Annotated in this window: 24 protein-coding genes and 1 pseudogene; 10 read left to right on the top strand and 15 right to left on the bottom strand. The window is 48.3% G+C overall.

All coding sequences use genetic code 11. The features are described 5' to 3' along the window. Positions 1 to 269 precede the first annotated feature (269 nt). From Q7V32_RS19760 to Q7V32_RS19750, 3 genes are read right to left on the bottom strand one after another with little or no spacing between them, the layout of a single operon-like run. On the bottom strand, positions 270 to 866 hold the full coding sequence (locus Q7V32_RS19760; protein WP_304898688.1) for a hypothetical protein: 597 nt from the start codon (positions 864 to 866) through the stop codon (positions 270 to 272). A gap of 37 nt (positions 867 to 903) precedes the next feature. Further along, entirely contained in the window at positions 904 to 1,818 is a 915-nt protein-coding gene (locus tag Q7V32_RS19755) for a response regulator transcription factor (protein WP_159653168.1), read from the bottom strand. Further along, entirely contained in the window at positions 1,815 to 5,213 is a 3,399-nt protein-coding gene (locus tag Q7V32_RS19750; RefSeq protein ID WP_304898687.1) for an ATP-binding protein, read from the bottom strand. Before Q7V32_RS19750 ends, Q7V32_RS19755 begins: the two co-directional genes overlap by 4 nt. Before the next feature lie 311 nt (positions 5,214 to 5,524). On the opposite strand from Q7V32_RS19750, the gene urtA reads away from it, so the two are divergent. From urtA to Q7V32_RS19715, 7 genes are all read left to right on the top strand, one after another. Next, complete coding sequence (gene urtA, locus Q7V32_RS19745; RefSeq protein WP_304898686.1) at positions 5,525 to 6,808, top strand: urea ABC transporter substrate-binding protein; 1,284 nt, start codon at positions 5,525 to 5,527, stop codon at positions 6,806 to 6,808. Positions 6,809 to 6,885: 77 nt separating this feature from the next. Continuing rightward, positions 6,886 to 7,812: an urea ABC transporter permease subunit UrtB gene (gene urtB, locus Q7V32_RS19740; RefSeq protein ID WP_304898685.1), complete on the top strand. Its 927-nt coding sequence runs from the start codon at positions 6,886 to 6,888 to the stop codon at positions 7,810 to 7,812. A 21-nt stretch (positions 7,813 to 7,833) separates the two neighbouring features. After that, positions 7,834 to 9,078, top strand: coding sequence for an urea ABC transporter permease subunit UrtC (gene urtC / locus Q7V32_RS19735; RefSeq protein WP_304898684.1), 1,245 nt, complete (start codon positions 7,834 to 7,836; stop codon positions 9,076 to 9,078). Further along, a complete protein-coding gene (gene urtD / locus Q7V32_RS19730) occupies positions 9,068 to 9,817 on the top strand; it encodes an urea ABC transporter ATP-binding protein UrtD (RefSeq protein ID WP_304898683.1) in 750 nt (249 codons plus the stop codon). The genes urtC and urtD overlap by 11 nt, the downstream gene beginning before the upstream one ends. A 21-nt stretch (positions 9,818 to 9,838) precedes the next feature. Continuing rightward, a complete protein-coding gene (urtE, locus tag Q7V32_RS19725; RefSeq protein ID WP_304898682.1) occupies positions 9,839 to 10,528 on the top strand; it encodes an urea ABC transporter ATP-binding subunit UrtE in 690 nt (229 codons plus the stop codon). A gap of 36 nt (positions 10,529 to 10,564) precedes the next feature. After that, positions 10,565 to 11,794, top strand: coding sequence for a formamidase (gene fmdA, locus Q7V32_RS19720; protein ID WP_159653152.1), 1,230 nt, complete (start codon positions 10,565 to 10,567; stop codon positions 11,792 to 11,794). A 248-nt stretch (positions 11,795 to 12,042) separates the two neighbouring features. Then, positions 12,043 to 12,417 (top strand): FmdB family zinc ribbon protein, encoded by a 375-nt coding sequence (locus tag Q7V32_RS19715; protein ID WP_304898681.1) that lies wholly within the window; start codon positions 12,043 to 12,045, stop codon positions 12,415 to 12,417. A 339-nt stretch (positions 12,418 to 12,756) separates the two neighbouring features. Here Q7V32_RS19715 and Q7V32_RS19710 read toward each other — a convergent pair whose 3' ends face one another. The 9 genes from Q7V32_RS19710 to nifH all read right to left on the bottom strand — a co-directional run bounded on the left by Q7V32_RS19710 (position 12,757) and on the right by nifH (position 20,198). Further along, on the bottom strand, positions 12,757 to 13,719 hold the full coding sequence (locus Q7V32_RS19710) for a hypothetical protein (protein ID WP_304898680.1): 963 nt from the start codon (positions 13,717 to 13,719) through the stop codon (positions 12,757 to 12,759). Next, positions 13,712 to 14,476 (bottom strand): 4Fe4S-binding leucine-rich repeat protein, encoded by a 765-nt coding sequence (locus Q7V32_RS19705; protein ID WP_304898679.1) that lies wholly within the window; start codon positions 14,474 to 14,476, stop codon positions 13,712 to 13,714. The genes Q7V32_RS19710 and Q7V32_RS19705 overlap by 8 nt, the downstream gene beginning before the upstream one ends. Before the next feature lie 12 nt (positions 14,477 to 14,488). Further along, positions 14,489 to 14,758 (bottom strand): DUF6129 family protein, encoded by a 270-nt coding sequence (locus tag Q7V32_RS19700; protein WP_304898678.1) that lies wholly within the window; start codon positions 14,756 to 14,758, stop codon positions 14,489 to 14,491. Next, positions 14,755 to 15,465, bottom strand: a complete 711-nt coding sequence (locus tag Q7V32_RS19695; protein WP_304898677.1) for a NifB/NifX family molybdenum-iron cluster-binding protein — start codon at positions 15,463 to 15,465, stop codon at positions 14,755 to 14,757. The genes Q7V32_RS19700 and Q7V32_RS19695 overlap by 4 nt, the downstream gene beginning before the upstream one ends. A gap of 2 nt (positions 15,466 to 15,467) precedes the next feature. After that, positions 15,468 to 15,668, bottom strand: a complete 201-nt coding sequence (locus Q7V32_RS19690) for a 4Fe-4S binding protein (protein WP_304898676.1) — start codon at positions 15,666 to 15,668, stop codon at positions 15,468 to 15,470. Between the two features lie 10 nt (positions 15,669 to 15,678). Beyond that, positions 15,679 to 15,891, bottom strand: a complete 213-nt coding sequence (gene nifT, locus Q7V32_RS19685; RefSeq protein WP_159653138.1) for a putative nitrogen fixation protein NifT — start codon at positions 15,889 to 15,891, stop codon at positions 15,679 to 15,681. A 102-nt stretch (positions 15,892 to 15,993) separates the two neighbouring features. Further along, positions 15,994 to 17,565, bottom strand: coding sequence for a nitrogenase molybdenum-iron protein subunit beta (gene nifK / locus Q7V32_RS19680; RefSeq protein ID WP_304898675.1), 1,572 nt, complete (start codon positions 17,563 to 17,565; stop codon positions 15,994 to 15,996). 137 nt (positions 17,566 to 17,702) lie between these two features. Beyond that, positions 17,703 to 19,181 (bottom strand): nitrogenase molybdenum-iron protein alpha chain, encoded by a 1,479-nt coding sequence (nifD, locus tag Q7V32_RS19675; protein ID WP_304898674.1) that lies wholly within the window; start codon positions 19,179 to 19,181, stop codon positions 17,703 to 17,705. A gap of 135 nt (positions 19,182 to 19,316) precedes the next feature. Then, positions 19,317 to 20,198, bottom strand: coding sequence for a nitrogenase iron protein (gene nifH / locus Q7V32_RS19670; protein WP_159653132.1), 882 nt, complete (start codon positions 20,196 to 20,198; stop codon positions 19,317 to 19,319). A 691-nt stretch (positions 20,199 to 20,889) separates the two neighbouring features. Between nifH and Q7V32_RS19665 the strand changes: the two genes are divergently transcribed. Together Q7V32_RS19665 and Q7V32_RS19660 are read left to right on the top strand one after the other, a co-directional pair. Then, on the top strand, positions 20,890 to 21,654 hold the full coding sequence (locus Q7V32_RS19665; RefSeq protein WP_304898673.1) for an exodeoxyribonuclease III: 765 nt from the start codon (positions 20,890 to 20,892) through the stop codon (positions 21,652 to 21,654). 3 nt (positions 21,655 to 21,657) lie between these two features. Beyond that, positions 21,658 to 22,275: a uracil-DNA glycosylase family protein gene (locus Q7V32_RS19660; RefSeq protein WP_304898672.1), complete on the top strand. Its 618-nt coding sequence runs from the start codon at positions 21,658 to 21,660 to the stop codon at positions 22,273 to 22,275. A gap of 46 nt (positions 22,276 to 22,321) precedes the next feature. Here Q7V32_RS19660 and Q7V32_RS19655 read toward each other — a convergent pair whose 3' ends face one another. From Q7V32_RS19655 to Q7V32_RS19645, 3 genes are all read right to left on the bottom strand, one after another. Further along, the gene (locus Q7V32_RS19655) at positions 22,322 to 23,332 is read right to left on the bottom strand and encodes a heme A synthase (RefSeq protein WP_304898671.1); all 1,011 of its coding nucleotides are present in this window, start codon (positions 23,330 to 23,332) and stop codon (positions 22,322 to 22,324) included. A 17-nt stretch (positions 23,333 to 23,349) separates the two neighbouring features. After that, entirely contained in the window at positions 23,350 to 24,192 is an 843-nt protein-coding gene (locus tag Q7V32_RS19650; protein WP_304898670.1) for an HDOD domain-containing protein, read from the bottom strand. Positions 24,193 to 24,349: 157 nt separating this feature from the next. Beyond that, complete coding sequence (locus tag Q7V32_RS19645) at positions 24,350 to 25,246, bottom strand: folate-binding protein YgfZ (protein ID WP_304898669.1); 897 nt, start codon at positions 25,244 to 25,246, stop codon at positions 24,350 to 24,352. Positions 25,247 to 25,469: 223 nt separating this feature from the next. Between Q7V32_RS19645 and Q7V32_RS19640 the strand changes: the two are divergent. Continuing rightward, a pseudogene (locus tag Q7V32_RS19640) lies at positions 25,470 to 25,671 on the top strand (hypothetical protein); the annotation flags it as partial.

Raw genomic sequence — 25,671 nt, 5'->3', positions numbered from 1 at the left:
CCGCTTTGAATTAAGGGTGTAGGTGCTTGATTTCAAAGGACGCATCAATACGTCCCTGTAGCTCTCTGCAACATCCCTGTTGCAGAAGCCTTTTCAATCAACCACCTACACCCACTAAAATTGGAGGGGGTGAGCAGATACAACAGAATCTTGATTTATTTCAGGCTGATTTCATAGTGTAAGAGCCTGAGGTTGCCACGTCTTTTTGAGCAGTTACAGTTTAACTAGTTTTAACTGCTATTTTAGGGTTAAAGCTCTACTCATAGTCATCAGCCGATGCGGCCTATCTCCATGTTCTTTTGTAGATCGAAAAGCACTTGATCTGACGTGTCAACTCTAATGAGACCCAGGCGCGGGTATTCAAGATCGACAATCACATAGATAGCCAGCGACATTACGGCTGAGAAAGATAAGGTATGTAACCAGCTGCGTTCTTGGTTGACTGACATGCTGTAGCCGACCAGCAATGAACCGATAAAGCTCAATCCATAAAGCATTATATAGATTTGTACCGGAGGATGATTCTGGGTTGCCATCTCTCTGGTGGTGGTTATATCGATCATTTCATTTAATGCGGGAATCAGTAACATGGCTGCCTGTGGCGATGCGTCGGGCATCCTGATCGCGGACAATGACAAAGTCCATATCCGTTTTTGCAGGTCCGCGACCTTGTCCTGTTTGATTTCCATGAGCGGCTTATTTTCCCTGTCTTCATAAATGGTTGTTCGGAGGCCGGTGTAGGTACGAAACAATTCACGCATTTCGGGCTGTACTTGCTTGGAAATCAAGTCAATACGCAGATAGGCTGTACCGATGGCATTGGCTTCCTGGGTTATCAAGTCTCTGCGTTCTTCCAGTCTCGTCAAGCAGTTACCTGATTTGAAGGTTAGGCGCACAAACGCATCAGGATTCCTGATTCAAATACTTCATCGCAAAAACGGCGGCGGTCGTGCGGTTTTCCACATTCAATTTTCGGAAAACCTGTTCCAGGTGTTTATTAACCGTACGCGGACTCATACTCAAAATAGTGCCGATTTCCCGGTTGGTTTTGCCACGGGCAATCCAGAGTAACACTTCGGCTTCCCGTTCGGTAATGGGCAGTGCCGAGCGTAAGCGTTCGATTTCGCTGGGGCGCTGTAAATCAATCAGTCGTAATAAGAATTCGTTGGCTCCGGTTTGGCCTATATAACGAATTTCCAGTGGCTTCTCGTTCACCTTGATGAGCAAACCTTTTTCTTTGTTAAACTGAGGTTGAAGTAACTGACGCAATTGGTTAGGTAGATTTTCCTCCAGCCAGTCTATCGTGACACCAGCCGTATTGAACAGTTGATTAGCCTGGGGTGTAGTCCACAGCAACGCACCTTCCGAGGATGCGGCGAACAGGTATTGGCCGGCGGTATCCAGGGCGGTTTGAGCGCTTAAAGTGAGCCGGGCATTGGCTAAGTGGACTTGCATACGCGCAATCAATTCATCACCTTTGACGGGTTTGTTGATGTAATCGACGCCTCCGGCCTGAAGACCTTTGACGATGCTTTCCGTATCGGACAGTCCGGTCATAAATATGACGGGGATATGAGCCAGCGAACGGTTGGCTTTCAGCCTTTTACAAGCTTCAAAGCCGTCCATGTGCGGCATGATTGCATCCATCAAGATGATGTCCGGCGTAATGTTGTCGACAATGGTCAGTGCTTGAGCGCCTTCCAGCGCCACCAGCACGGTCAGTCCAGCCTGATCGAGTGTATCGTTTAGCATGCTCAGGGTTTCAGGTGAATCATCCACAATCAAAACCACGTCCTTTTTCCGGCCGGTCTGCATCATGCCTGTTCCTTGAGTAGTTTAATCAGTGCTGAAAACTGGAACTGATGTGTTAGTTCTTCAAGCTGCTGCATCAGGTCGGCATCAATCTGATGCTCATTTTTAAGCTGTTCGAGTAATGAACATATGCCATTGGCATACCCGATTTGTGCCAGCCGGATTAACTCGCCGCGAGCTTCTTGATCGGTTATCAGGTGGTTTTTTAACGTGTCGCTGATACCTTTATTTATTTGTGTTGCAGCCAAAGTAACATTGGCTTGATTTTGGGTGTCTTGTTCACAGGATTTATAGAGCCAGGTGAGTCCTGTCTGTTGTTGAAGCGTGTCCAGAAGCTGAGCTATGCGCAGGGGTTTTACCAAATAGGCATTATGGGGAGCCATTAAAAGCTGTTGCGGTACTTGTTCATTGGCATTGGCTGATACCATCAGGATGACAGCGGCGGGTATGCGTTTGCGGATGATATGAGCCAGTTCCCAGCCGCTGATGCCGGGCATCGCGATATCCAGCAGAAAAATGTGCGGTTCGCATTCACAGTATTGCAGCATGTCCAGACAGGACAGGCCGTCCTGGGCCTGAATCACATTAAATCCCAATGGCGTCAGCATTTCCTGAAGCAAACCGCGGTGACTGGGTTCATCGTCGACGACAAATACGGTTTGCTCTTTGCCCGCGTAACCGCAGACTATTTTTTCGGGCGCTGTATTAGCAGCAAGGTTCATGGCGCTGCTTAACATCAGGCGGACATTAAAATGGCTGCCCACACCCGGTGTGCTCTCTACGCTGATATCGCCGCCCATGATCTCGGTCAGGAAACGGGTAATGGTCAGACCCAACCCCGTTCCGGTGATATGGGGCGATCCGGCTTTTCGTATCCGTTCGAAAGGTCGGAAAATACGATCCAAATCCTTGGGTGCGATACCTACACCGGTATCTTTTATGGAAAATTCGGCAACCTGATTTCGATAACTGACCGAAAGGCTGACTTGACCTTGATGAGTATATTTAATCGCGTTGGAAATCACATTGATCAGAATCTGACGCAGGCGTTTTTCATCGGTGCGCACCGTATCGGGAAGCGGAGTCAGGCACGTGTAATCAAAATGGATGCCCTTTGACATCGCCTGTACTTCGAACATGCTGACAATCTGATCCAGCAGACTGCCCAGCTGGACATCGCTGCGCGACAGATGAAGACGTCCTGCCTCAATGCGGGAAATATCAAGCAGACCTTCGATCAAGTCGGCCAGATGTTCACTGCTGCGCCGGATAACGGCCAGCGCATCCCTCCGTTTTGCCGGGATGGCAGGGTCTTTTTCCAGCAGTTGCGCATAGCCCATGATGGCATTGAGCGGTGAGCGTAATTCATGACTGATCCCCGTCAAATAGCGGCTCTTGGCCTTGTTGGCGGATTCGGCAACCTCTTTGGCTTGTTGTAATTCCTGATCGGTTTTTTTATGGGCGGTAATTTCAGCCATCAATAGTTGTGTCTGGCGCCGGGATTCTTCCTGTGCAATTTTTCTGTTTTCATGGACCAGCGCGAACATCCAGGCCACTACGCCCGATACGATCAAAAGGATAAAGAAAACGTTGATCAAGGCCCGGGCTACCACCTTTTTTTCAACCCCATCATCCAGCGTGATTTGAAAATACACCAGTGTCAACAAACTTGCGATCATCAAGCTGGTCAGTATGAACAAACCCAGAAAATGGCCCATACGGGTATTCAGCACTTTTACCCAGCTCAGTGGAAACACCAGGCTTAACGTTGCCGTGAGTTGATCCGACAGTCTGGCGTTGGTTTTACACATGTCGTGACAACGGCTATCCAATGAACAACACAGCGAACAGATAGGCCCGGCATAAGCGGGGCAATGACTCATGTCCTCCGGTTCGAAATGGTGTTCACAAATACAACAGCTAATTTCAGCACGAGAAGGAAAAACCGTGGGTTCGCGGGCGATATAGTAACGTCCCTGGGTTAAGCAGGCGATTAGCGGCGCGCAAACAAACGTTGAGCCCAGTGCGATAAACGACGACAGGGCGCGCGGAATGTCCCCGAACAGCCCGCCGTGAGCCATAAAGCCGGTGACTGATGCAACGAACATGGAGCCGACGCCGACAGGATTAATATCATAAAGATGGGCGCGTTTAAACTCCATGGTTTGAGGGCGTAAGCCCAGCGGTTTGTTGATGACCAGATCCGCAACCATTGAGCCTACCCAGGCCAGAGCAATAATCGCATAGACACCCAGAATTTCTTTTAGAACCCGGTAAATGCCGAGTTCCATCAGCATCAATGCAATTGCAACATTGAACACCAGCCAGACGACTCGGCCGGGATGGTTTTGAGTGAGTCTGGAGAAAAAATTGGACCAGGCAATTGATCCAGCATAGGCGTTTGTCACGTTGATTTTAAGCTGGGACAAAATAACAAACACGCCGGTCAGCAACAGCGTGAATTGCGGACTTTGATTCATATAACTGAATGCGGTCAGATACATCCGGTTAGGATCGGAAGCTTCATCATCCGCGATACCGTGCTTGAGGGCCAGCACGGCTAAAAAAGATCCTATCAATATCTTGCCCGACCCGATGATGATCCAGCCGGGCCCGGCGGTCAGCATCGCTAACCACCAACTGCGCGACGATTTATTTTTCTGGGGTAGAAAACGGAGAAAGTCTACCTGTTCGCCGATTTGCGCTATCAGCGAGAACAAAACCGCAGACGCTGCGCCAAAAGCAATCAAGTTGAAATCCGGGCCGGTTGCCGTGGGATTGTAGCCAGTCCAAAGGCTGATGGCTTCATCCGATTTTAAAGCAATGCAGGCCAGAGGCAGGATTTGCAGCACAATCCACAGCGGTTGCGTCCAGATTTGAAACCGGCTGATCAGGGTGATGCCGTGGGTAACCAGCGGAATGACCAGCAAGGCGCTGATTAAATAGCCGATCGATAACGGGATGTTGAGGATAAGTTCCAGCGCCAATGACAGAATTGCAGCTTCCAGTGCGAAAAAAATAAACGTGAAAGACGCATAAATAAGCGAAGTGATGGTCGAGCCGATATAACCGAAACCTGCTCCCCGGGTGAGCAAGTCAATATCAATGCCTTGTTTTGCCGCGTGATAACAAATAGGCAAACCGGTCAAAAAAATGATGGTTCCGACCACCGCAACTGCGGTTACGGCGTTAGTAAAGCCATAGCTGAGGGTGATTGCGCCGCCGATGGCCTCCAAAGCCAGAAATGAAATCGCACCCAAAGCAGTAAGCGCCACCTGCATGGCCGACCATTTTCTAGCGCTATTAGCCGTGAAACGTAGCGCGTAGTCTTCAAGCGTTTGGTTGGCTACCCAGCGATTGTAATTCCTGCGGACCCGGAAAACTTTTTGCTGAGCATTCATGAGCTGAAAGCAGGCACTTGGGAGAAACGTGCTTTCGAAAGTGACGGATATTGTTTTAAGTCAATTAAACAATTGATGTGCGTAAACCGATCCGGGCCGGGATCAAACGGAGGGTGTTCTGATTGCGAGTTACCACAGGCAACAGCAGAAAGCTTGGCTAAACGGGTTTTCATAGTTCAAAGCATACTCGGGCAGGGTGTCATTAGCTATACGTCATATGACGTAACGGGGGTGACCATCCGACGAATGGCGGACAACGCCGCTTTGACGGACACTAACTGCGAACCACATAAACCTTAGGAGAGCACATTATGCGTAACCCATCCGATCTTCGACTATCCAATGCCGGCAGCCCTTGTCAGGTGTCCGGACGTCGTCTGGCTGTCAAAGCGCTATGCGCCCTGCCTGTGAGCCTTTTGCTGGCGTCACACATGGCCTGGGCGGCACCGGCAACCAGTGAAGTCAATACCACGGGACTGGCCGTAACCGATGATACCGTAACCGTCGGGATTTTGCATTCGGTGACCGGTACCATGGCGATCAGCGAAACCGGCTCGGTGCAGGCTGAGAAATTGGCTATCGACCAGATCAACGCCATGGGTGGCGTATTAGGCCGTAAGATCGAATACATTCAGGAAGATGGCGCCAGTGATTGGCCGACCTTTGCTGAAAAATCAAAAAAACTGCTGGTCAATGACAAAACGGCGGCTGTATTCGGTTGCTGGACCTCCGCGTCCCGTAAGGCGGTATTGCCGGTATTTGAACAATATAACGGCATGTTGTATTACCCGACATTTTATGAAGGATTGGAACAGTCTCCCAACGTCATTTATACCGGTCAGGAAGCGACACAACAAATTATTGCCGGTATCGACTGGGTCGTAAAAGAGAAGGGGGCTAAAACGTTTTATCTGCTCGGTTCCGATTACATCTGGCCGCGTACCTCCAACAAGATTGCCCGTAAACATATCGAAAAATTGGGCCTGACCGTCGTCGGGGAAGAATACTATCCGCTGGGACATACCCAGTTCAACTCCGTGATCAACAAGATCAAACTCAAAAAGCCGGATGTGATCTACGCCATTGTGGTGGGTGGATCTAACGTAGCCTTTTACAAACAGTTGAATGCCGCTGGTATCAAACTGACCAGCGAAAAACCGCTGTTACTGACTATTTCCGTTACTGAAGATGAAATCCTGGGTATAGGGGGAGAAAATATTGAAGGCGCCTATGCCGCGATGAAGTATTTCCAAAGTTTGGATAATCCCAATAACGCTGCATTTGTCCAGGCCTTCAAAGACAAATGGGGTAAAGACATTGTCATCGGTGACGTAACACAGGCTGCCTATCTGGGACCTTGGTTGTGGAAAGCTGCGGTCGAAAAAGCGGGTTCATTCGATATCGATAAAGTGCGTGCCGCGTCTCCTGGTATCGAACTGACCACCGCGCCTGAAGGCTATGTCAAGATTCATGAAAACCACCATCTTTGGTCCAAGACCCGCGTCGGTTTGGCTCAGAAAGACGGCCAATACAAAGTCGTATTTGAAAGTGCCGATTTGATCGAACCTAATCCATTCCCGGTGGGTTATCAGTAAACGCTTTAAAGGGCCGGACAAAGTTAACACTGAATCCGGCCCACGCTATTCAAATGGCAGCAATGGAGGATTGAACGATGTTTGATGAGTACACCATGAGTGAGCTGACCTCAATCCTTGCGATGCAAGGATTTGCAGGATTGATTCTTTTTTCAGTGCTGGTTCTGATGGCGTTGGGCTTAGCCATTATTTTCGGTCAGATGGGGGTCATCAATATGGCACACGGGGAGTTCATGATCCTGGGTGCTTACGTAACCTATTTAACAGCTAAATTATTTGAGACCTACCTGCCCAGTCTGTTTGACGGATATTTCTTTGTCGCGATGGGCTTGGCGTTTCTTGCTTCATTTGCGCTGGGTGTGCTGGTGGAGTGGTGCATGATTCGCTTCCTGTTTAAACGTCCGCTGGATACTTTGCTGGCAACCTGGGGCTTGAGCCTGATTTTACAGCAGCTTTATCGGACGATTTTCGGGGCGCGCGAAGTAGGCGTCACTTTGCCGGACTGGATGATGGGTTCTTATCCATTGAGCGAAACCATTGAGGTACCGATCAACGGTATTTTCGTCATGGTGCTGACGCTGTTTATTTCTTTGTGCGTTTATTTACTGATGTTCCGTTCCCGATGGGGAAAACAGGTGCGTGCGGTGGTGCTTAATCGGCCCATGGCCGGAGCGGTAGGCATCAATACCGAAAAAATCGATAGATATACTTTTGGCATCGGTTGCGGCGTTGCGGGTGTCGCAGGCAGTGCTTTTACGATGATAGGCTCCACCGGACCAACATCGGGACAGTTATATATCGTCGATACATTTCTGGTTGTTGTATTCGGAGGTGCGCAAAGTTTGCTGGGTACTATCGCATCAGCGTTCACCATCTCGCAATCGCAGTCCACACTGGAATTTTTTCTCAGCGGGTCAATGGCCAAGGTGATTACCTTGCTTCTGGTGGTTGGGATTCTCATGTTGCGGCCTCAAGGTCTCTTCGCTCTCAAGATCCGTCATTAATACTATCAAGGAGATATTCCCATGCAGGAACGTGCTAAAGCTTTGTTTATGCCGCGTCAGGACCTGATTGGATTTGCAGTGCTGGCGCTTATTTTGATCGTGATACTACCGCTGATTTTGGATGTGTTTCGTTTGAATCTGGTCGGCAAATACCTGACCTATTCCTTCGTCGCATTGGGTCTGGTGCTGTGCTGGGGATACGGCGGTATTCTGAGTTTGGGTCAGGGCCTTTTTTTCGGACTGGGCGGCTATTGTATGGCCATGTTTTTGAAGTTGGAAGCGTCCGATCCCGTATCGACGAAAATCCAGTCGACTCCCGGTATTCCCGATTTTATGGACTGGAATCAGATTACTGCGATTCCCTGGTGGTGGCAGCCTTTTAACAGTCTGACGCTGAGCTTGATTGCGGTGGTTCTGGTGCCCACACTGTTTGCGTTTATTATCAGCGTGGCGATGTTCAAACGCCGGGTGGGCGGTGTTTATTTCGCCATCATAACCCAGGCGTTGGCGGCAATACTGACCATTCTGATCATCGGTCAGCAAGGTTATACCGGCGGCGTTAATGGCATTACCGATTTACGCACGCTACTGGGTTGGGACATCCGCAGCGATAATGCGAAGCTGGTTCTTTATTTTGTCAATTGCATCCTGTTGTTTGGCTGCCTGCTGATCGCTCAGTTTATCCGTAAGAACAAATTAGGCCGGATTCTGGTAGCGATGCGTGACCGTGAAGAACGGGTCCGGTTTTCCGGCTACGATGTGGCCAACTTCAAAATCTTTGTGTTTTGTCTGGCCGCTGCCATTTCATCAGTCGGTGGAGCGATGTTTACGCTGCAGGTCGGGTTTATGTCGCCTTCTTTTGTCGGCATTGTGCCGTCGATAGAAATGGTGATTTTCTGCGCTGTGGGCGGAAGATTGTCGATACTCGGCGCGGTATACGGTTCTTTGCTGGTGAATTGGGCCAAAACCAGTTTTTCCGAATCATTTCCAGAATTATGGCTGTTTGCCATGGGCGCACTGTTCATTGGTGTCGTCATGGCTTTTCCCAATGGTCTTGCCAGTCTGTTTCTTCGCTACATAGAACCCTATCTTCCCGCCTGGTATCACGGCAAGGCAAAACCGGTCCAACCTGCTGAAGTTGTGGAAAAGGCGCCGTTGACTTCAACGGATACTCAGCCTGAAACCGCAACCAGTAAAAGCACTGAAAAACAATCCGATGAAACGGTGCCTGTCAATTCGCTGGAAGGAGGCGTTTATGTCGATTAAGGCGAATGATTTTGTCCTTGAAGTGGAAGGTCTTACGGTGTCGTTCGACGGATTTAAAGCCGTCAATGACTTGTCGTTTTATGTCAATGAAGGCGAAATCCGGGTCATTATCGGACCGAACGGAGCAGGCAAGACTACTGTGCTGGATTTGATTTGCGGACGCACGCAGGCCACAACAGGCTCCATCAAATTCCGTGGGAAAGAGCTGACGCGGATGAAAGAACACGAAATTGTACATACGGGCGTGGGCCGAAAGTTTCAAAACCCTTCCATCTACGATGACTTGACCGTCTTTGAAAACCTGGAGATTTCTTACCCGCGTGGTCGCAGCGTTTTTGGTGCGTTAGCCTTCAAGCGCGATAAGGAAGTCATCCGGGAGGTGGAGGCAACCGCTGAGACCATATTTCTAAAAGATGACCTGGACAAACAGGCCGGTCTGTTAAGCCATGGTCAGAAACAATGGCTGGAAATCGGGATGTTACTGATTCAGAAACCGGATTTGCTGATGCTGGATGAACCGGTTGCGGGCATGTCCGTTGCCGAACGTAAAAAAACGGCGGATTTGCTTAATCGAATTACCGAAGGACGTTCTGTGCTGGTGGTCGAACATGATATGCAGTTCGTTGAAGACATTGCGCACCGGGTAACCGTCATGCACCAGGGCAAAGTGTTGTCGGAAGGCTCCATGACGCGCGTGAAAAATGATCCCAAAGTAATTGAAGTTTATCTTGGGCATTGATGAGAATCAGGAGAAATCAGAATGTTGAGCGTTAGAGATTATCACGTGGCTTATGGTCAGAGTGAAGTACTGCATGGGCTTAACTTTCAGGTTAAACCCAGAGAAATTGTTGCGGTGATGGGCCGCAACGGCATGGGTAAATCGACGCTGATGAAGTCGCTGATCGGCATGGTACCGGTTGCGCAGGGCATGGTTACGCTGGAAGACATCGATATTACCCATCTTAAAAGTCATCAGCGCGTGGCTGGCGGTTTAGGTTTTGTACCACAAGGACGGATGATTTTTTCAACCATGACCGTCAAGGAAAACATCGAAACCGGCCTGACCAGTACCGGTGAAAAAACCATCCCGGAAGATCTTTACGAACTGTTTCCAGTGCTTGAGGAAATGCGTAACCGCCGCGGCGGCAATCTATCCGGCGGACAGCAACAGCAACTGGCCATCGCCAGAGCATTGGCCAGCAAGCCCAAACTGTTGTTGCTGGATGAGCCGACAGAAGGGATTCAGCCTTCGATCATCCGTGAAATGGCTCGCACGTTGAAAAAGATCAGGGATACCCGCGGCTTGTCCATTATCGTATCCGAGCAGGTGCTGAGCTTTACGCTTGAAATTGCGGATCGGGTCATCGTGCTGGAGAAAGGCGAAATTGTGCATGAAGAAGAGCGGGCATCGCTTAACGAAGCCAAAGTCGCGGCTTATTTGTCCGTTTGAACCACCCAAACAATCAATCCACTCAGGAGAAATCATATGGCTGACACCATTATAAAAGTTGATTTGAACAAATCCCCTTACGAAAACGATATGATTCACAACCGCTGGCACCCGGATATACCAATGGTGGCGATGGTGAAACCCGGCGATGATTTTATCGTCGAGTCGGTGGACTGGACCGGCGGACAGATCAAAAACAATGACTCCGCCGATGATGTGCGTGATGTCGACTTGTCAAAAGTGCATTTTCTATCAGGACCTGTAGGCGTTGAAGGCGCAGAACCCGGTGATTTGCTGGTCGTAGAAATTCTCGATATCGGTGCTTTTGAGGAGAGTCAGTGGGGTTTTAACGGCTTCTTTTCCAAACAGAACGGCGGCGGATTTTTGACCGAACATTTCCCGGAAGCGCAAAAGACAATCTGGGATTTTAACGGCATGTTTACCAAATCGCGCCACGTACCGGGCGTCGAATTTGCCGGCTTGATCCACCCGGGACTGATCGGAACATTGCCTTCCAAAGCCATGTTAGAAGAGTGGAACACACGAGAAAAAGCGCTATATGATACCGATCCCGATAGAGTGCCCGCTCTGGCAACATTGCCATATGCGGATACCGCGCATATGGGTCGGATGAAAGGCGAAGAGGCTAAGGCCGCTGCAGCAGAGGGCGCCAGGACGGTTCCGCCGCGCGAACATGGCGGCAACTGTGATATCAAGGATTTATCCCGCGGTTCAACCGTGTATTTTCCGGTTTATGTCGACAATGCCGGGCTCAGTGTCGGCGATTTGCATTTCAGTCAGGGCGACGGCGAAATTACGTTCTGCGGCGCCATCGAAATGGCCGGTTGGATTCATATGCGGGTTAACCTAATCAAGGATGGCATGCAGAAATACGGAATCAAGAATCCAATTTTCAAACCCAGTCCGATGGCGCCCAAATATGACGATTACTTGATATTTGAAGGTATCTCTGTCGATGAGGGCGGCAAACAGCATTATCTGGATGTTCATATTGCATATCGCCAGGCCTGTTTAAATGCGATTGAATATCTCACCAAATTCGGCTATTCGCGCGCCCAAGCTTATACCATTCTCGGCGTTGCGCCGGTTCAAGGTCACATCAGCGGAGTTGTGGATATACCAAACGCCTGTGCGACCTTATGGTTACCCACGGATATTTTCAAATTTGAGGTCAAACCCAATGCCGATGGTCCAAAAATAGAAGTGGACGGCAGTGTTCAAGTGCCTTTGTCACCCGATCTTTAATCTTAAAATGTGCGAATCTACTCACCCCATCCGATTGTATTAGGTGTAGATGCTTGATTTCAAAGGACGCATAAATACGTCCCTGTAGCTCTCTGCAACATCCCTGTTGCAGAAGCCTTTTCAATCAACCACCTACACCCTCTATTACAAGCGAGCGAGTAGTTACAAATTTACAATGAGTCCACATTTGAGTGGTTTCGTGTATCAGTGATGTTTCTAAGTTAATCGAATCAAGAGGAGTGCTGACCGTGCCTGTTTATGATTATAAATGTTCAGATCATGGCGTTTTCCACGAGCTTGCTACCATGGACCAAGCCGGTATGCCCTGTGCGTGCCCAAGATGCGGCAAGCCCAGCGCCCGTGTGATTTTAATTGCTCCGCAGGTGCTGGCCATGGCGCCGGCCAAACGAAAAATTATCGAAACCAACGAGAAAGCAAGGCATGAACCCCGGCTATCAACACCGGATGCCCGAGAAGAAACGGCCCTACGCCATCAGCATGGCAAAGGCTGCGGTTGCAGCGTTAAACATCCGGATCGCAGTGATTTGAGTCAGCAGGTGGTGTTTATGCCCGATGGCAGCAAGGTCTTTCCGTCCCAGCGGCCTTGGATGATCAGTCATTAGTATTTTGCGTCGAAATGGGTAACTTAAGCCTCTAGGCTTTAGCAGCAATTTCCAGGTTGAAATTTTCAGCGTCACTTTGGGCTGGGAAATGCCTTTCGAGGAACGTGTAAACCCTTCCATAGGGACTTGACAGCAGCATCTGACCGCCAAGGAGGGTGGAAATGCAGATTTTGTCCGGAATAAAAATCTGCCCTGCTGCCGAAATCCTCGAAAAGCTTCTCCCAACCCTTTTTTACTTCAAATTGAGAATTGCTGAGGCTATAAGCATTGGGTTGCAAACAGCTTGCAATCCAACTCATGCTATTGGATTCGCAAATACAGATGAATCCGGCTTACGGTTTACACATTATAAGGCTGGGCAATCCAGTCGCGAAGAATGGCTTCGTCCCGTTCCGGAAGGTAAGCAAAATCTCCGGTGATGTCTTTGTAAACCGATTGCGCACTGTACGGCGAAACCAGCTTGCCTTTGACCATATAAAAAAACCAGGCAAAGGGATAGCCGGCCTGGCGATCGAACCGGTTTAACAGATTGTTGAGTGTGTTGCCTTTGATTCCGCTGATATCTTCAAGGTAAGGCAGGTGATTGAGGTGGGTGTTGATAATTTCGGCGTTCACAATCTGTTCGCCGAAACGTCCGGTATGTTGATAGGGTCGGATGATCCAGTCTTCAGACAGTTTATGACTTTGGCCGGCGCTGCTGCGATTCCAGTCGTCCATGAAACGTTGAACCGGATGTTCGAACGCATGATGTTTGTTGATTTCTTCCATGAATAAATTGATATCGGTTTTGCGCCGATACGTGTAGTTGGAAGAACCCAGGTAAAAAGTTTCAATACTGGCCGGATTCATCGGATCAATAAATTCCTCTAAATCTTCCGGCAGCTCTTTTTCATTGACCATTAACCGGTCGGAAATTTCATGGGTCTTATCGATTTCAATCAAAGTGAAATCAGCCGCTTGTTTGCCGGTTTGAACGACATAATACAGCGTTTTGCCGGTTTGCCGGGTGGCTATCAGTTTTTGTTCGCGGGCATGGTCGATCAGGATTTGCAGATTTTGACCGCACTGGATATAGGTTCTTTCAGTCCACTCAATTAGATCCTGGGCGATACGTTTACCTTCGGAGTCGACCACGCCGCCTATGCGATACCATTCTTCGCCAATCATGGCCAAACGTACCGGATAATCCGGAATCAGTGATTCTAATTTAGCCAGCAACAACTCATCGCTTTGGCCCGGAATAATTTTTTTACAGCATTCAGAAAGGGTTTGACCGGCAATGATTAATTGCGATTCATTCATAATCGGCTCCAGAAGGATGCGCAGCATTAAGGCGTTGATGTACCAAGGCCCGGACATCGGGTTCCGGATCGTCGGCCAGTACCGACAAGTCATCAGGGTTGGCCCGTAGCGCGGCGGTATAGCGCACCAGCCAGTCATCATCGTTAAACAGCACCGAAACATCGTCTGGCGCCATTCGTTCTGCCAGGATTCGTCTTATTTCCGGGTCGGCATCATGTATCATCAGGCCAAGGCTCATCTCCGGAAGCCGTTTGGCAACGATTTTGCGCACTTCCAGGTCCCCGTCCTTGATAAAACGAAATAAACGGCCGGTAGGCAGGCGTTTGGCGACGGTTACCCTAACGATGTAATCCCGGTCCGTTGCCAGCTTTTCCAGGTGTTCAAGATCGATGCGATCAGCAACCGTCATGCGCACTTCCCGGTCAGGGTCATCGATCATGGGCAGCAACTGGTGCGGGGGTAGCCGAAAAGCAACGGCGCGTCTGACGACTTCATCTTCATCCGTAATCACATTCAGCAATGCTTTTAAGGGTGCATAACGAACTGCTATTGCCCGTCTTTCCCAAAAGGAATCGTTCAGGAACAGCACGGCATAAACCGGATTGACCCTAAGAAAACGGTCGATTTGCCGGCCACTTTCGGCCATCACACAAGTGTCACCCGGCATGCAGCGGCCCATCAGCAAGGTTTTGCTGCGAAAACGGCATAGACTGCAGTCGGCCATCGGAGTCGAAACGGGGCGTTGTTCACCGTCCATCGAGTATCCTTATCAGTCGTATTCCACAATTTCAGCGACGACGAAACCGGATGCCTGTTCATAACTTTGCGTCAGGCACAGGCAATGATCTTTTCCGTCAACCAGATATAAATTAAATTCGGGATGTTCCAATACAGGGGATTGATCCGGGATGTCGTCGTCCATGCAATAGGTAAAGTGAATCCCCGGATGTTGCTCTCTCAATAAACCGATTACCGTTTCATCAATCCCTTGCGAGGCAATGGTTTCAGCAATGGTTTGTGTCAGTTGCGGGTTAATCATAAAACCGGTTCCTGTTTTTCGAAACGAAAGCGCTGAGTCCCCTCGATACCCATCACCTTGGCGAGCCAGGGAGGAGGAGACTCGACAAGTATGTGTTGCAGTTGTTCCAGCACGGAGGCTATCGTTTTATGGTTGCCGATTTTAATCAAATGAACGCCTTTTTTTACGATTTTAGCTGCTGCCGCTCCGCCTATGGAGGCGATATGCAGAATTTGGCAATCAGCAATCAAATCGGCACGGTATTCGTTTTTATCCGAATATTTTCGGGCATCATCCATCTGAATCGGACGAATATCGATAGGACGGATTTCGCTGGTCGATATTTGATAAATCATGAATTGCAGGCATGAACTGAAATGTCCGTCGACGTGGAAGCCATCCTGACTGCCAATCGCAATTCGGATAGAGCCTGGCATTTCGCCGTCTTGATAGACCGGTTGGTCAGTCGCGGCTATTTCTTCCGGTTGGACTGTTTTAAGAATGCTTAATGCGTTATCCAGCACAGCTTTATTAAATTCTCGCCCGTGCTGCTTAAAAATCGCGTTGAACCGAGCTTTATCCAAGGAGTCAACCGACTCTTCCGTCAAGGGTAATCCGGTGCATTCGGTTAATACAGTCATAAATAACTTAGTCTGTATATCGGGTAGGGAGCGAGCTGCCAACCCGATACGCAAAGCCAGATCCCTGTTTAGATTTGGCTTGTTCATGACTAGGCCGTTAACGGAAGGATACAGTTGTCGATGGGGCATACCCTGACGCATTCAGGCTTGTCATGGTCACCCAGACATTCAGTACAGGTTTTTTTGTTGATTTCGTAGACGATGGCGCCTTCTTTGATCGAGCCGGTCGGACAGACCGGTTCACAATCACCGCAGGAAATACATTCGTCAGCCACAATATATAAAGCCATGACAGCCTCCTTATAAACGTTTTGCTTGTAAAGTCGTTGGAATTTTAGGCGGTGGCGAGGTGGGTTCGAAGTAGTAGCGTGAGCCGTCCCCTAACACCACTTCGCCGCCCCATTTGTCGGGGGTATCAAATTCCATAGACTCAATCGTTTCTTCAAGATCTTTCTTAGCCACATAAAACAGCAGTTTGCCGTCTTCACGTTTTCTCAGCATGACGCTGGGCATAGGGTTCTCCAAACAAAAGTAGGTTGGGTTGGCAACAGCCAACCCAACGTTGAAGCTTGAGCGTTGGGTCAGCGATTGTCAGCTAACCCAAACTTGAATTAACTAGCGAACCAAATCGTAGTTATAGTCGGTAGTGCCCATGCCGCGTGTTTCTTTATCCAGCTGCTCAAGAACCGCATTGACCAGGGTAGTCAGTATATACATGCCCCCTTCGTAACCCAGAGTCGTCATTCTGTGTAAATGATGACGGTCAAATATTGGAAAGCCTATCCGGATTAACGGAACTTCAAACTCTTCACCTTTATACAAAGTATCCCGCTGAATGAATTTTCCATAGGAATTACCGATCATGAAATCAGGCTTGTTGGTGAAAACCAATGAGCGGAAATGCCACAAGTCTTTGCTGATATGAACTGTCGCAGTTTGGCCGTAAGGTGAAGCATTTAAGATTTCTTCACAGGCTTTTTTCCAGCGTTTGTTTGCATGGTTAGCCAAGACGTCAGTTACTTCAGCACCCAGTTCCAGCAGGAATTTGGTCATGCCCAAGACAAAGTCGGCATCGCCATACAGAGCAAACTTCTTACCGTGTAACCAGGCATGAGAGTCAGTCATCATGTCGACAAAGCGGCCGCGCTCTTTTTCCAGTGAGGCTGGAATGGGTTTGCCGGTCAGGTCGGAAATGGTCATCAACAACTTGTCGGTCCACTCCAGTCCCATCGGAATTTCCAGCTTCGGTGTTTCGTGTTTCCAGGTATTGTTCAGATATTTCTTGGTTTTTTCCAATTGCCAAGGTTGCAGTAGAATCGTATTGATGGCATTCGGTGCATCTTTGACTTCATCCATCGTTGTGCCGCCGGCATACATGCGGAATTGACCGTCAGCAGGAGTATCCAGCACTTCGGTAGGATCACTGAGCAATGAATAATCGACACCCATTTCTTTCATCATGCGATGAATAACGCGAAAGTTTCCAAGATAGGTTTCAAAGCCGGGTACAAAATTAATTTTGCCGTTGGAACCGACTTCTTTACCTTCCATGAAATTTAGCGTGAAATACCGGGCAATCCCTTCGAACATATTATCCCAACCGGTCGTATGACTGCCTACGAAGCTTGGCGTATGCGCAAACGGAGTTGGAAATTCCTGTTCGATATGCCCTTCTTTTTTAGCGTTGTTAATAAACGCATTCAAGTCGTCACCAATCACTTCAGCCATACAGGTTGTCGAAACGGCAATCATGTCGGGTTTGTAAAGGGCTTTTGCGTTTTCAAGACCGGCAAACATATTTTTTTGCCCACCGAAAACAGCCGCATCTTCAGTCATCGAGTCGGAGACGCAGGCGATCGGTTCTTTAAAATGACGATTGAAATAGGTACGAAAATAAGCCACACAACCTTGAGATCCATGCACATAAGGCAGGGTTTTTTCAAAGCCCAGTGCACATAATACCGCACCTAAAGGTTGACAGGCTTTGGCTGGGTTAACGGTCAGCGCTTCGCGGTTGAAGTTTAATTCTTTGTATTCCTGACTGGTCGTCCATTGGAACACTTCGTCAATGGTTTCCTGCGGGTGACGTTCTTCATAGGCTTCGCGTTTATTGGCCAGGTTCTCTTTGTATTCGTCAGTACGGAACAAGGGATAACTGGGTTGAATGTTGTCGACTTCTTGGCTCATGATAATCTCCTGACGCGCCACTAATCTGTGGACAGCGTAGATTGGATTTTGCCGGGTTGGTTTATCGGTCAACCCAGCCTGCATTAGGTAGATATGTTTAGGATGGGTTGCAGGTGTTTGCAACCCAACACAGGGTGTTATGCCACCGCTTTTACCGCATCACTGGCAGCCTCGGTTTTCCAAGGTGCTTTAAAGTTTTTCCAGCAAGGATTGTTGATAGTCATATCCATATCCTTGGCGAAGATGGCAAAGCCGTCGTAGCCGTGATAAGGACCTGAATAATCCCAAGAGTGCATCTGACGGAAAGGCACTCCCATTTTTTGGAAAATATACTTTTCCTTGATGCCGGAGCCGACGAGGTCAGGCTGGACTTTTTTGACGAATTCTTCAAACTCGTAGCCGGTCACATCATCATAAAGCAGGGTAGCGTTACCCATTTCCTTGATGGTACGGTCGTAGTCATCATTGTGAGCAAATTCGTAGCCTGTACCTACCACTTCCATGCCCAGGTCTTCATAAGCGCCGATCACATGACGTGGACGTAAGCCGCCAACATAGAGCATCACGCGTTTACCTTGGAGACGTGGTTTGTACTTGGCGATAACCGCTTCATACTCGATCTTGTAACGTTCAATTACGCGTTCTGCGCCTGCCTGGATGGTTTCATCGAAATGGGATGCGATTCTGCGCAATGATTCCGCGATTTTGGTAGGACCGAAGAAGTTATACTCAATCCAGGGAATGCTGTACTTTTCTTCCATATGCCGTGCGATGTAGTTCATCGAACGGTAACAGTGAATCAGGTTCAGCTTCACTTTCGGGGTTTTTTCGATTTCAGCGATGGTGCCGTCACCGGACCATTGTGCCACTACGCGCAGACCCATTTCTTCCAGTAAGGTTCTGGATGACCAGGCATCTCCGCCGATGTTGTAATCGCCGATAACTGCGACATCGTAGGGTGTGGTCGGGAAGCTGTCATCGCCATCGCGATTTTCCAGGACCCAGTCGCGGATCGCATCATTCGCAATATGATGGCCTAATGATTGAGAAACACCGCGGAAGCCTTCGCAACGAACCGGTACGATGGTTTTTCCGTGTTCTTTTTTCTTCACTTTGGCGACCGCTTCGATGTCGTCACCGATCAAGCCGATAGGGCATTCTGATTGAATCGAGATGCCTTTATTCAATGGAAACAACACTTCGATTTCATCGATCAGCTTAGCGAGTTTTTTATCGCCGCCGAAAACGATGTCTTTTTCCTGAAAATCGGAAGTGAAGTTCATTGTGCCGAAGGTGTTGACACCGGTGGTACCGACGTAATAGTTACGGCGACCGGCGCGGGAATATTGTCCGCAGCCGACCGGGCCGTGGGAAATATGGATCATGTCTTTGATCGGACCCCAAACCACCCCTTTTGAACCGGCATAGGCGCAACCACGAATGGTCATGACACCCGGCAGGGACTTACGATTTGAAGTAATACATTTATTTGCTTTTTCCAGGCTTTGATCGTTCACGGCCAAATGTTTGGCGCGATCGAGTTTAGCTTTTTCTGGGTAGACTTCCAGCACTTCCTGAATGAGTGCTTCAGTCTCTTCTCTTGTCATGGCTGCCATGATGTTATCCTCCTAATGCCGTGGGTAATCTCCCAACAGGCAGTTGTGGGAATCGTAGGTTGGGTCAGGCAAATGCCTAACCCAACATCTTGAGCTGTGTGTCGGGTTTGACTTATAAGCCAAACCCAATCAGCTTTAAGCAGTAGCTTCAGCTGCTGCAGTCTTGCCAACGATGCTCTCGTCAACTTCTTCCATGATGCCAAATTCCATCAACATATCTTCCAGTTCGTCCATCGTGATGGGTGTTGGAATGACCAGATTTTTGTTGTGGAGGATTTTAGTAGCAAGATCGCGGTACTCTTGCGCCTGTTTGGCTTGCGGTTCGTACTCGATGACTGTCATACGGCGAATTTCAGCACGTTGAACCACGTTGTCGCGTGGAACGAAGTGAATCATGTGTGAACCGAGTTTAGAAGCCAACTCCATAATCAGTTCGTCTTCACGAGCTGTTTGACGTGAGTTGCAGATTAAACCGGCTAAACGAACGCCGCCTGAGTTAGCGTATTTCACGATACCTTTGGCGATATTGTTGGCCGCATACATGGCCATCATTTCGCCCGAACAAACGATATAAATTTCCTGCGCCTTGTTTTCACGGATTGGCATGGCAAAACCACCACAGACAACATCCCCAAGTACATCATAGAAAACAAAATCAAGGTCTTCATCGTACGCACCTTCTTCTTCAAGGAAGTTGATCGCTGTGATAACACCACGGCCGGCACAACCAACGCCTGGCTCTGGGCCACCTGATTCAACACATTTAATGTCGCGATAACCTACCTTTAATACATCTTCAAGTTCCAAATCTTCTACGCTGCCTGCATCCGCAGCCATTTGCATAATTGAGTTTTGTGCTTTGGCGTGAAGGATCAAACGGGTAGAGTCAGCTTTTGGGTCGCAGCCGACAATCATCACTTTCTTGCCGAGTTCGGCTAAACCAGCGACCAGATTTTGAGTAGTGGTTGATTTACCGATACCACCTTTACCGTATATAGCGCATTGACGTAATGCCATGTTATTCTCCTGCTTGGGCTTGTTGTGAACAGTACTTGGTATTTAGCAAGCGGTGTGCCAAACTGAAAAACAAGCATAAGCTATTGAAATAAAAGATAAACAAAATTTGTTGTAAGATGATTGTTGGTTGTGTTACCAACAAATTGTTTGGGCTGGTCGTATTTTCAACAAGAACAGTACGTTTTTTCAGGACGGCAGTGAGGTTAAGCGTATTGTGTAGGAGCGGGCCAGGCCCGCGATTGAATTATACCTTTCGCACTGCAAATTTCGGCAGTGCCTAAGGAGGCAGCGGGTTGTTCGGCAAAGGCTTTGTCAGCATGGATGCTGGCATAGAACCTACATGGATGTATTTACGGCGTCCTTTGACGGGCACCCCGGCGCCGATTTCGATCTAAGATATGGCCTATCAATTTATTGCGATGGCCTTGAATTCAAGCATTGACTTCACTCCAGCAGTTATAAAGAAACATTTTAGGATTAATGGTAACTACTCGCCCGCTTTGAATTAAGGGTGTAGGTGCTTGATTTCAAAGGACGCATCAATAAGTCCCTGTAGCTCTCTGCAACATCCCTGTTGCAGAAGCCTTTTCAATCAACCACCTACACCCACTAAAATTGGAGGGGGTGAGCAGATACGATTAATGTTTACAGATTCGAAGTTTCTATTACTACCTACACCCGGAATTTACAGATGAAAATCATTTCATGGAACGTTAACGGTATTCGCGCCATACAAGGTAAAGGCTTTGCCGAGACGCTGGCTCAACTTGATGCGGATTGCATCCTGCTTCAGGAAACCAAGGCGCAGTCCGATCAGATCGAAAAAGCGCTGGAAGGTATCAACGGTTATCACATCTATTCCAATTGTGCTGAACGTAAAGGTTATTCCGGCGTGACGATTTTATCCCGGCACGAGCCGCTGCTCGTTATCCGTGATATCGGGATAGCAGAACATGACAGGGAAGGGCGCGTCATTGTTGCCGAGTTCGAGGGGTTTTATTTGCTCAATGTTTATGTGCCTAATTCCGGCGAAGCCTTGGCACGGCTTGATTACAGGCAAATCTGGGATGGTGAGTTTTTAGCTTATCTGCAGGAACTGCAAAGCAAAAAGCCCGTGATTGCCTGTGGCGACTTTAATGTGGCGCACCAGGAAATCGATATTGCCCGCCCTAAGGCCAACTACAATAAATCGTCCGGTTATACCCAGGTCGAAATCGACGGCTTTAGCCGCATGATCAAGGCCGGATGGGTCGATACTTTCCGGCATTTTCATCCGGATACTGTCGCCTACAGTTGGTGGAGTTACCGGGCCAATGCGAGGGTGAAAAACATCGGGTGGCGGATTGATTACGTTTTGACCAGTCAGACACTGATCGATAAGGTCAGGCAGGCTTTTATTCTGCCGGATATTTTAGGCTCGGATCACTGTCCGGTCGGTATTGAGATTGCGTTGTAACCAATGATTAAACCAGAACATTTGCTGCTGGAGCATCGCGCGGCTTTGTCCAATTGCCGAGCCTGTCCTCATATGAAAGGCCCGGTTGTCAGTGGCAGTCCAATACTGTCGCCTATATTGATGATTGGTCAGGCGCCGGGTGATAAAGAAGGCATTTATGGCAAGCCCTTTGCCTGGACTGCAGGCAAAACGCTGTTCAAATGGTTCCAGCGTATCGGGCTAGATGAAGCTTCTTTCCGGCAGCGAATTTACATGGCCGCTGTGTGCCGATGTTTTCCCGGAAAAAACCCAAAGGGTGGTGACCGTGTTCCCAATCTGCCCGAAATCGATAACTGTGCGCGATGGCTGCATACTGAAATCGAGTTACTCAAACCGGCGCTGATTTTGCCGGTTGGCAAACTGGCGATCAGCCAGTTGATGCCGGTCAAAAAACTGAACGATGTGATAGGAAAACTTCATGAAGTCACCTATCACGGGCACACCACAGAAGCGATACCGCTACCCCATCCCTCTGGTGCTTCAACCTGGCACCGGACTGAACCGGGCATCAGGTTACTGGATTTGGCTTTGACCGAAGTGCAAAATCATCCGGCCTGGCAGCAAGTCTGCACTCACCGTTGATCTGTCAAGCCGGGGTGAGCGGATTTGTGATCCGGCTGCTTTCACGTCAATTTGATTTCTGAACGATATCAGGTGTAAACGGTGTGGCCATTGTTTCGCTGGCGTACCTGTGGCAGATATAAATCAAAAACTGCACGCCGAAAATGAGATTGGCCATCAATAAGTGTATCGGTTGAGCGAATGCCGGAAATCCTAATCTATCCAGCGAAACGCCGGCTAATATTGCAATGACAACACAACTGGCCAAAAGCATCCCGAGTTGCTGTAATGCTCTGTTATTACCTGTCAGTTTGAATAGTTTCCAGCCCAGCCACAAATTGGTAAACAGAATAATCGCTGAGAATGAGCGATGGACATAAAAAATAATCGGGAAATCATTTCGCCAGAATTGCCTGTCAATATAACTGTGTTGATTTGCGATGAGATCAACCACTTCACGAACCTGAGTGCCCATGGAAATCTGTACTAAAGTCATGCCCATGGCAACTTTGATTACCGTTCCGAATTGGGTGGGTAATTGGGCGATGGATAGGGTTTGCAATGTGTCATGTTGAGATCGGGCGATCACATAAATCAGTAATGCCACGATAAACAGGGCCAGCATCATATGCAGCGTGATGATCAGCGGTTTGAGATTGCTGGCGACCACGGCTGATCCCAGCCAGCCTTGAAAACCGACGATCAACACCACCGAGCAGGATAAATAAAACACGGTTTTATCCGTTTTCAAATAAATGCGCGATGCCCAGGCGGTTGCCAGAATTAAAATGCCTATTGTGACGCCGCTGAGGCGGTTCAGGTATTCGGTCCAGGTTTTTACCCGATTAAACGTTGTGTTTTTATAGCCCCGTTCGGCATAAATGGTTTGGTAATCATCAGGTAACTGACTCACATCGGTAGGTGGTACCCAAGATCCAAAGCAAGTAGGCCAATCGGGGCAGCCCATTCCGGCACCGGAAGCCCGCACGATGCCGCCAACAAGGATCAAGAAATAAACGGCGATTATGGTTATGGTGCCCAGTCGTCTGAAGCCTTTAAAAGAGTGTGTGTCGGTCATTGCTTTGTGTTGCTGATTTAGTTAAGGAGCATTTGCGCTAATTCAATTTCTTCAGAGACGCCCTCAATTTCCAAAATCTCAGAGTCAGGGGCAATGCCCAGCTTGGCAAATGCCGGTACTGTTGACCAGTCGACCCGGGTGGCCGGGTGATCTGTTCCAACTATGCTTTGCAAAAAGGCAACCTGGACCAGGTCGACATAATCGGCTTTAGGCCCTGAATCGTAAGAGAAATTAATATATTGGTAAGGCACCGCTTTTAGCTCTTCAGGAAACGTCCAGTTTTGCATAATGATTTTTCCAATCGCAGGATGGGCTTTTTCCAATAATTTTGAAAGCCGTGACGGACTGTCGCTGAACTCGGGCATATTTTCAACCAGCATTAATATAGGCAGTTTGCCGATTTGATGTATCAACCCTGCCAGCATCGCTTCATCAGGGTTTAAATGAGGCACAAAGGCTGCAAGTGCCCGACTGATAGCCGATACATTAACACTTTGTTCCCAGGTTTCCCTGAAATAGTGTTTTAAATTATTTGACTTGGGGTTAAACATTTGTTGCATAACCAAACTGGTTATCAACGATTTAAGGGTTTTATGCCCCAACCGGGTTACTGCTGTCTGGATATTCTTGATTTCATTGGATCCCCGGTATAAAGGGCTGTTTGCAACCTGAATAAGCCGTGCAGATAAGGCCGCATCGGTCACAATCATATTGGCCAGATCGTGGGCAGTAGCTTCGCCTTTGTTGACGGTATCTCTGACCTTTATAGCAATATCCGGCAGGGTCGGCAAAATAAGACGGTTTGCATTCAGTTCCTGCTGAACATGCTCCAGAAAATCTTGAACGGATTTAAATTGCATCGGGGAAAGTCTCAAAAAAGATGGAAATAGCTGACTCTAATAAAGCGATTTATAGTTAACCCGGTTAGTGATGATTGAAGAGGCATCGATTACACCTGTTAAAAAATTAAATGCTTTATTCGACTTAGCCGAAATTATTTACAGCTGTAAAGTATAGCTATAAATAATTTCTCAGTTGTAACCTTGCCGATTTTACTTGCAGGGCATCACTGGTGCTCTCAGTCGTGGGTAAAACGACTTGAAGGCTACAGTTTTTGCCGTTAAAAAAGGCTTGCAGCACTTTTCCCACCGTTTCGCCTTTATTGTCAGAAACTTCAGTGTTGGGTAAGGGTGCTGTTTCACAATCGGCCTCGGCCAGATAAAGTTCTCGTTTGGCTTTGCCAAGAAAGTGAGTGCGAGCAACAATTTCCTGGCCGGTATAACATCCTTTGTTAAAACTGATTCCACCCAGCTTATCCAGGTTCAGCATTTGCGGAATAAATTCTTCGGAAGTGGTTTCGTCAAGCCAGGGAATGCCGGCATTTAAATCCAGCAGTTGCCATTCCTCACTCGTAATAGTCCTAAAGGGTTTGTCAGAACCGGATATTGACGCCAGCCGGTCTGAGCTTTCTTCGGCACTCAGAATAACCAGAAAACGGAAAGCGGGTGATGGCAGTTTAAGGCCATAGACGGGTGTTAGAAAAACCCCAAAATCGGGCTCCGGCAAATTGAGTTCCGGCGCATTCCGATTTAGCATTAATCCCGCCAAACAGTCAGATTCACTCGAATCAATCAGCTTGACATCAGATCTCAGCACATAGCGCTGCAATGTTGTTTTTACAACATCCAGCAAAGTTCGGGGCAGGATCAGTTTGTAAGATTCATGGTGTTTGATGACAATAAAGGTGGAGATAACTCGACCTTTGACATTGCATAAAGCGCCCAGGCTGCCTTTTTCTTCCGTAATGTCGTTGATGTTGCAAGTGACCTGGCCTTGTATAAAACGACCTGCATCCTTTCCTGTTAAGGTGAGTATGCCTAGATGTGATAAGCGGTTTGGAAAATTAGTTGTCATTGCAAGTTAATTAGAATGCTTATAAGGGTGGTAGGGGTAATATCAACAGGTGAAGGTAGCAGTTTTGTACAAAATTATAACGTTCTTTCATGGTTGAAAAATACAAAACTTAATTTCAGTGTTGTGTGTATACCTTTCGCACTTCAAATTTCGACAGTGCCTAAGGAGGCAACGGGTTGTTCGGCAAAGGCTTTGCCAGCATGGATGCTGGCATAGAGCCTACATGGATGTATTTACGGCGTCCTTTGACGGACACCCCGGTGCCGAATTTCGATCTACGATGGGTCGGGGAGTCGCTATTTTTGCGAAAGCTTGTTTTGGGCATCCCAGCCCAATCAAGCAGCAAAAAAATACGCGACCACTGATGCCTCCGGCGGCCCCGATTCGTCCGCGTCGCCTCGTTTCGACCCAACAAGGGGTCGAAA

The organism is Methylicorpusculum sp., assembly GCF_030651835.1.
Classification (GTDB): Bacteria; Pseudomonadota; Gammaproteobacteria; order Methylococcales; family Methylomonadaceae; genus Methylicorpusculum.
Note: the sequence above shows the minus strand (reverse complement) of the source record. Positions and strands in the feature narration are given on the sequence as shown.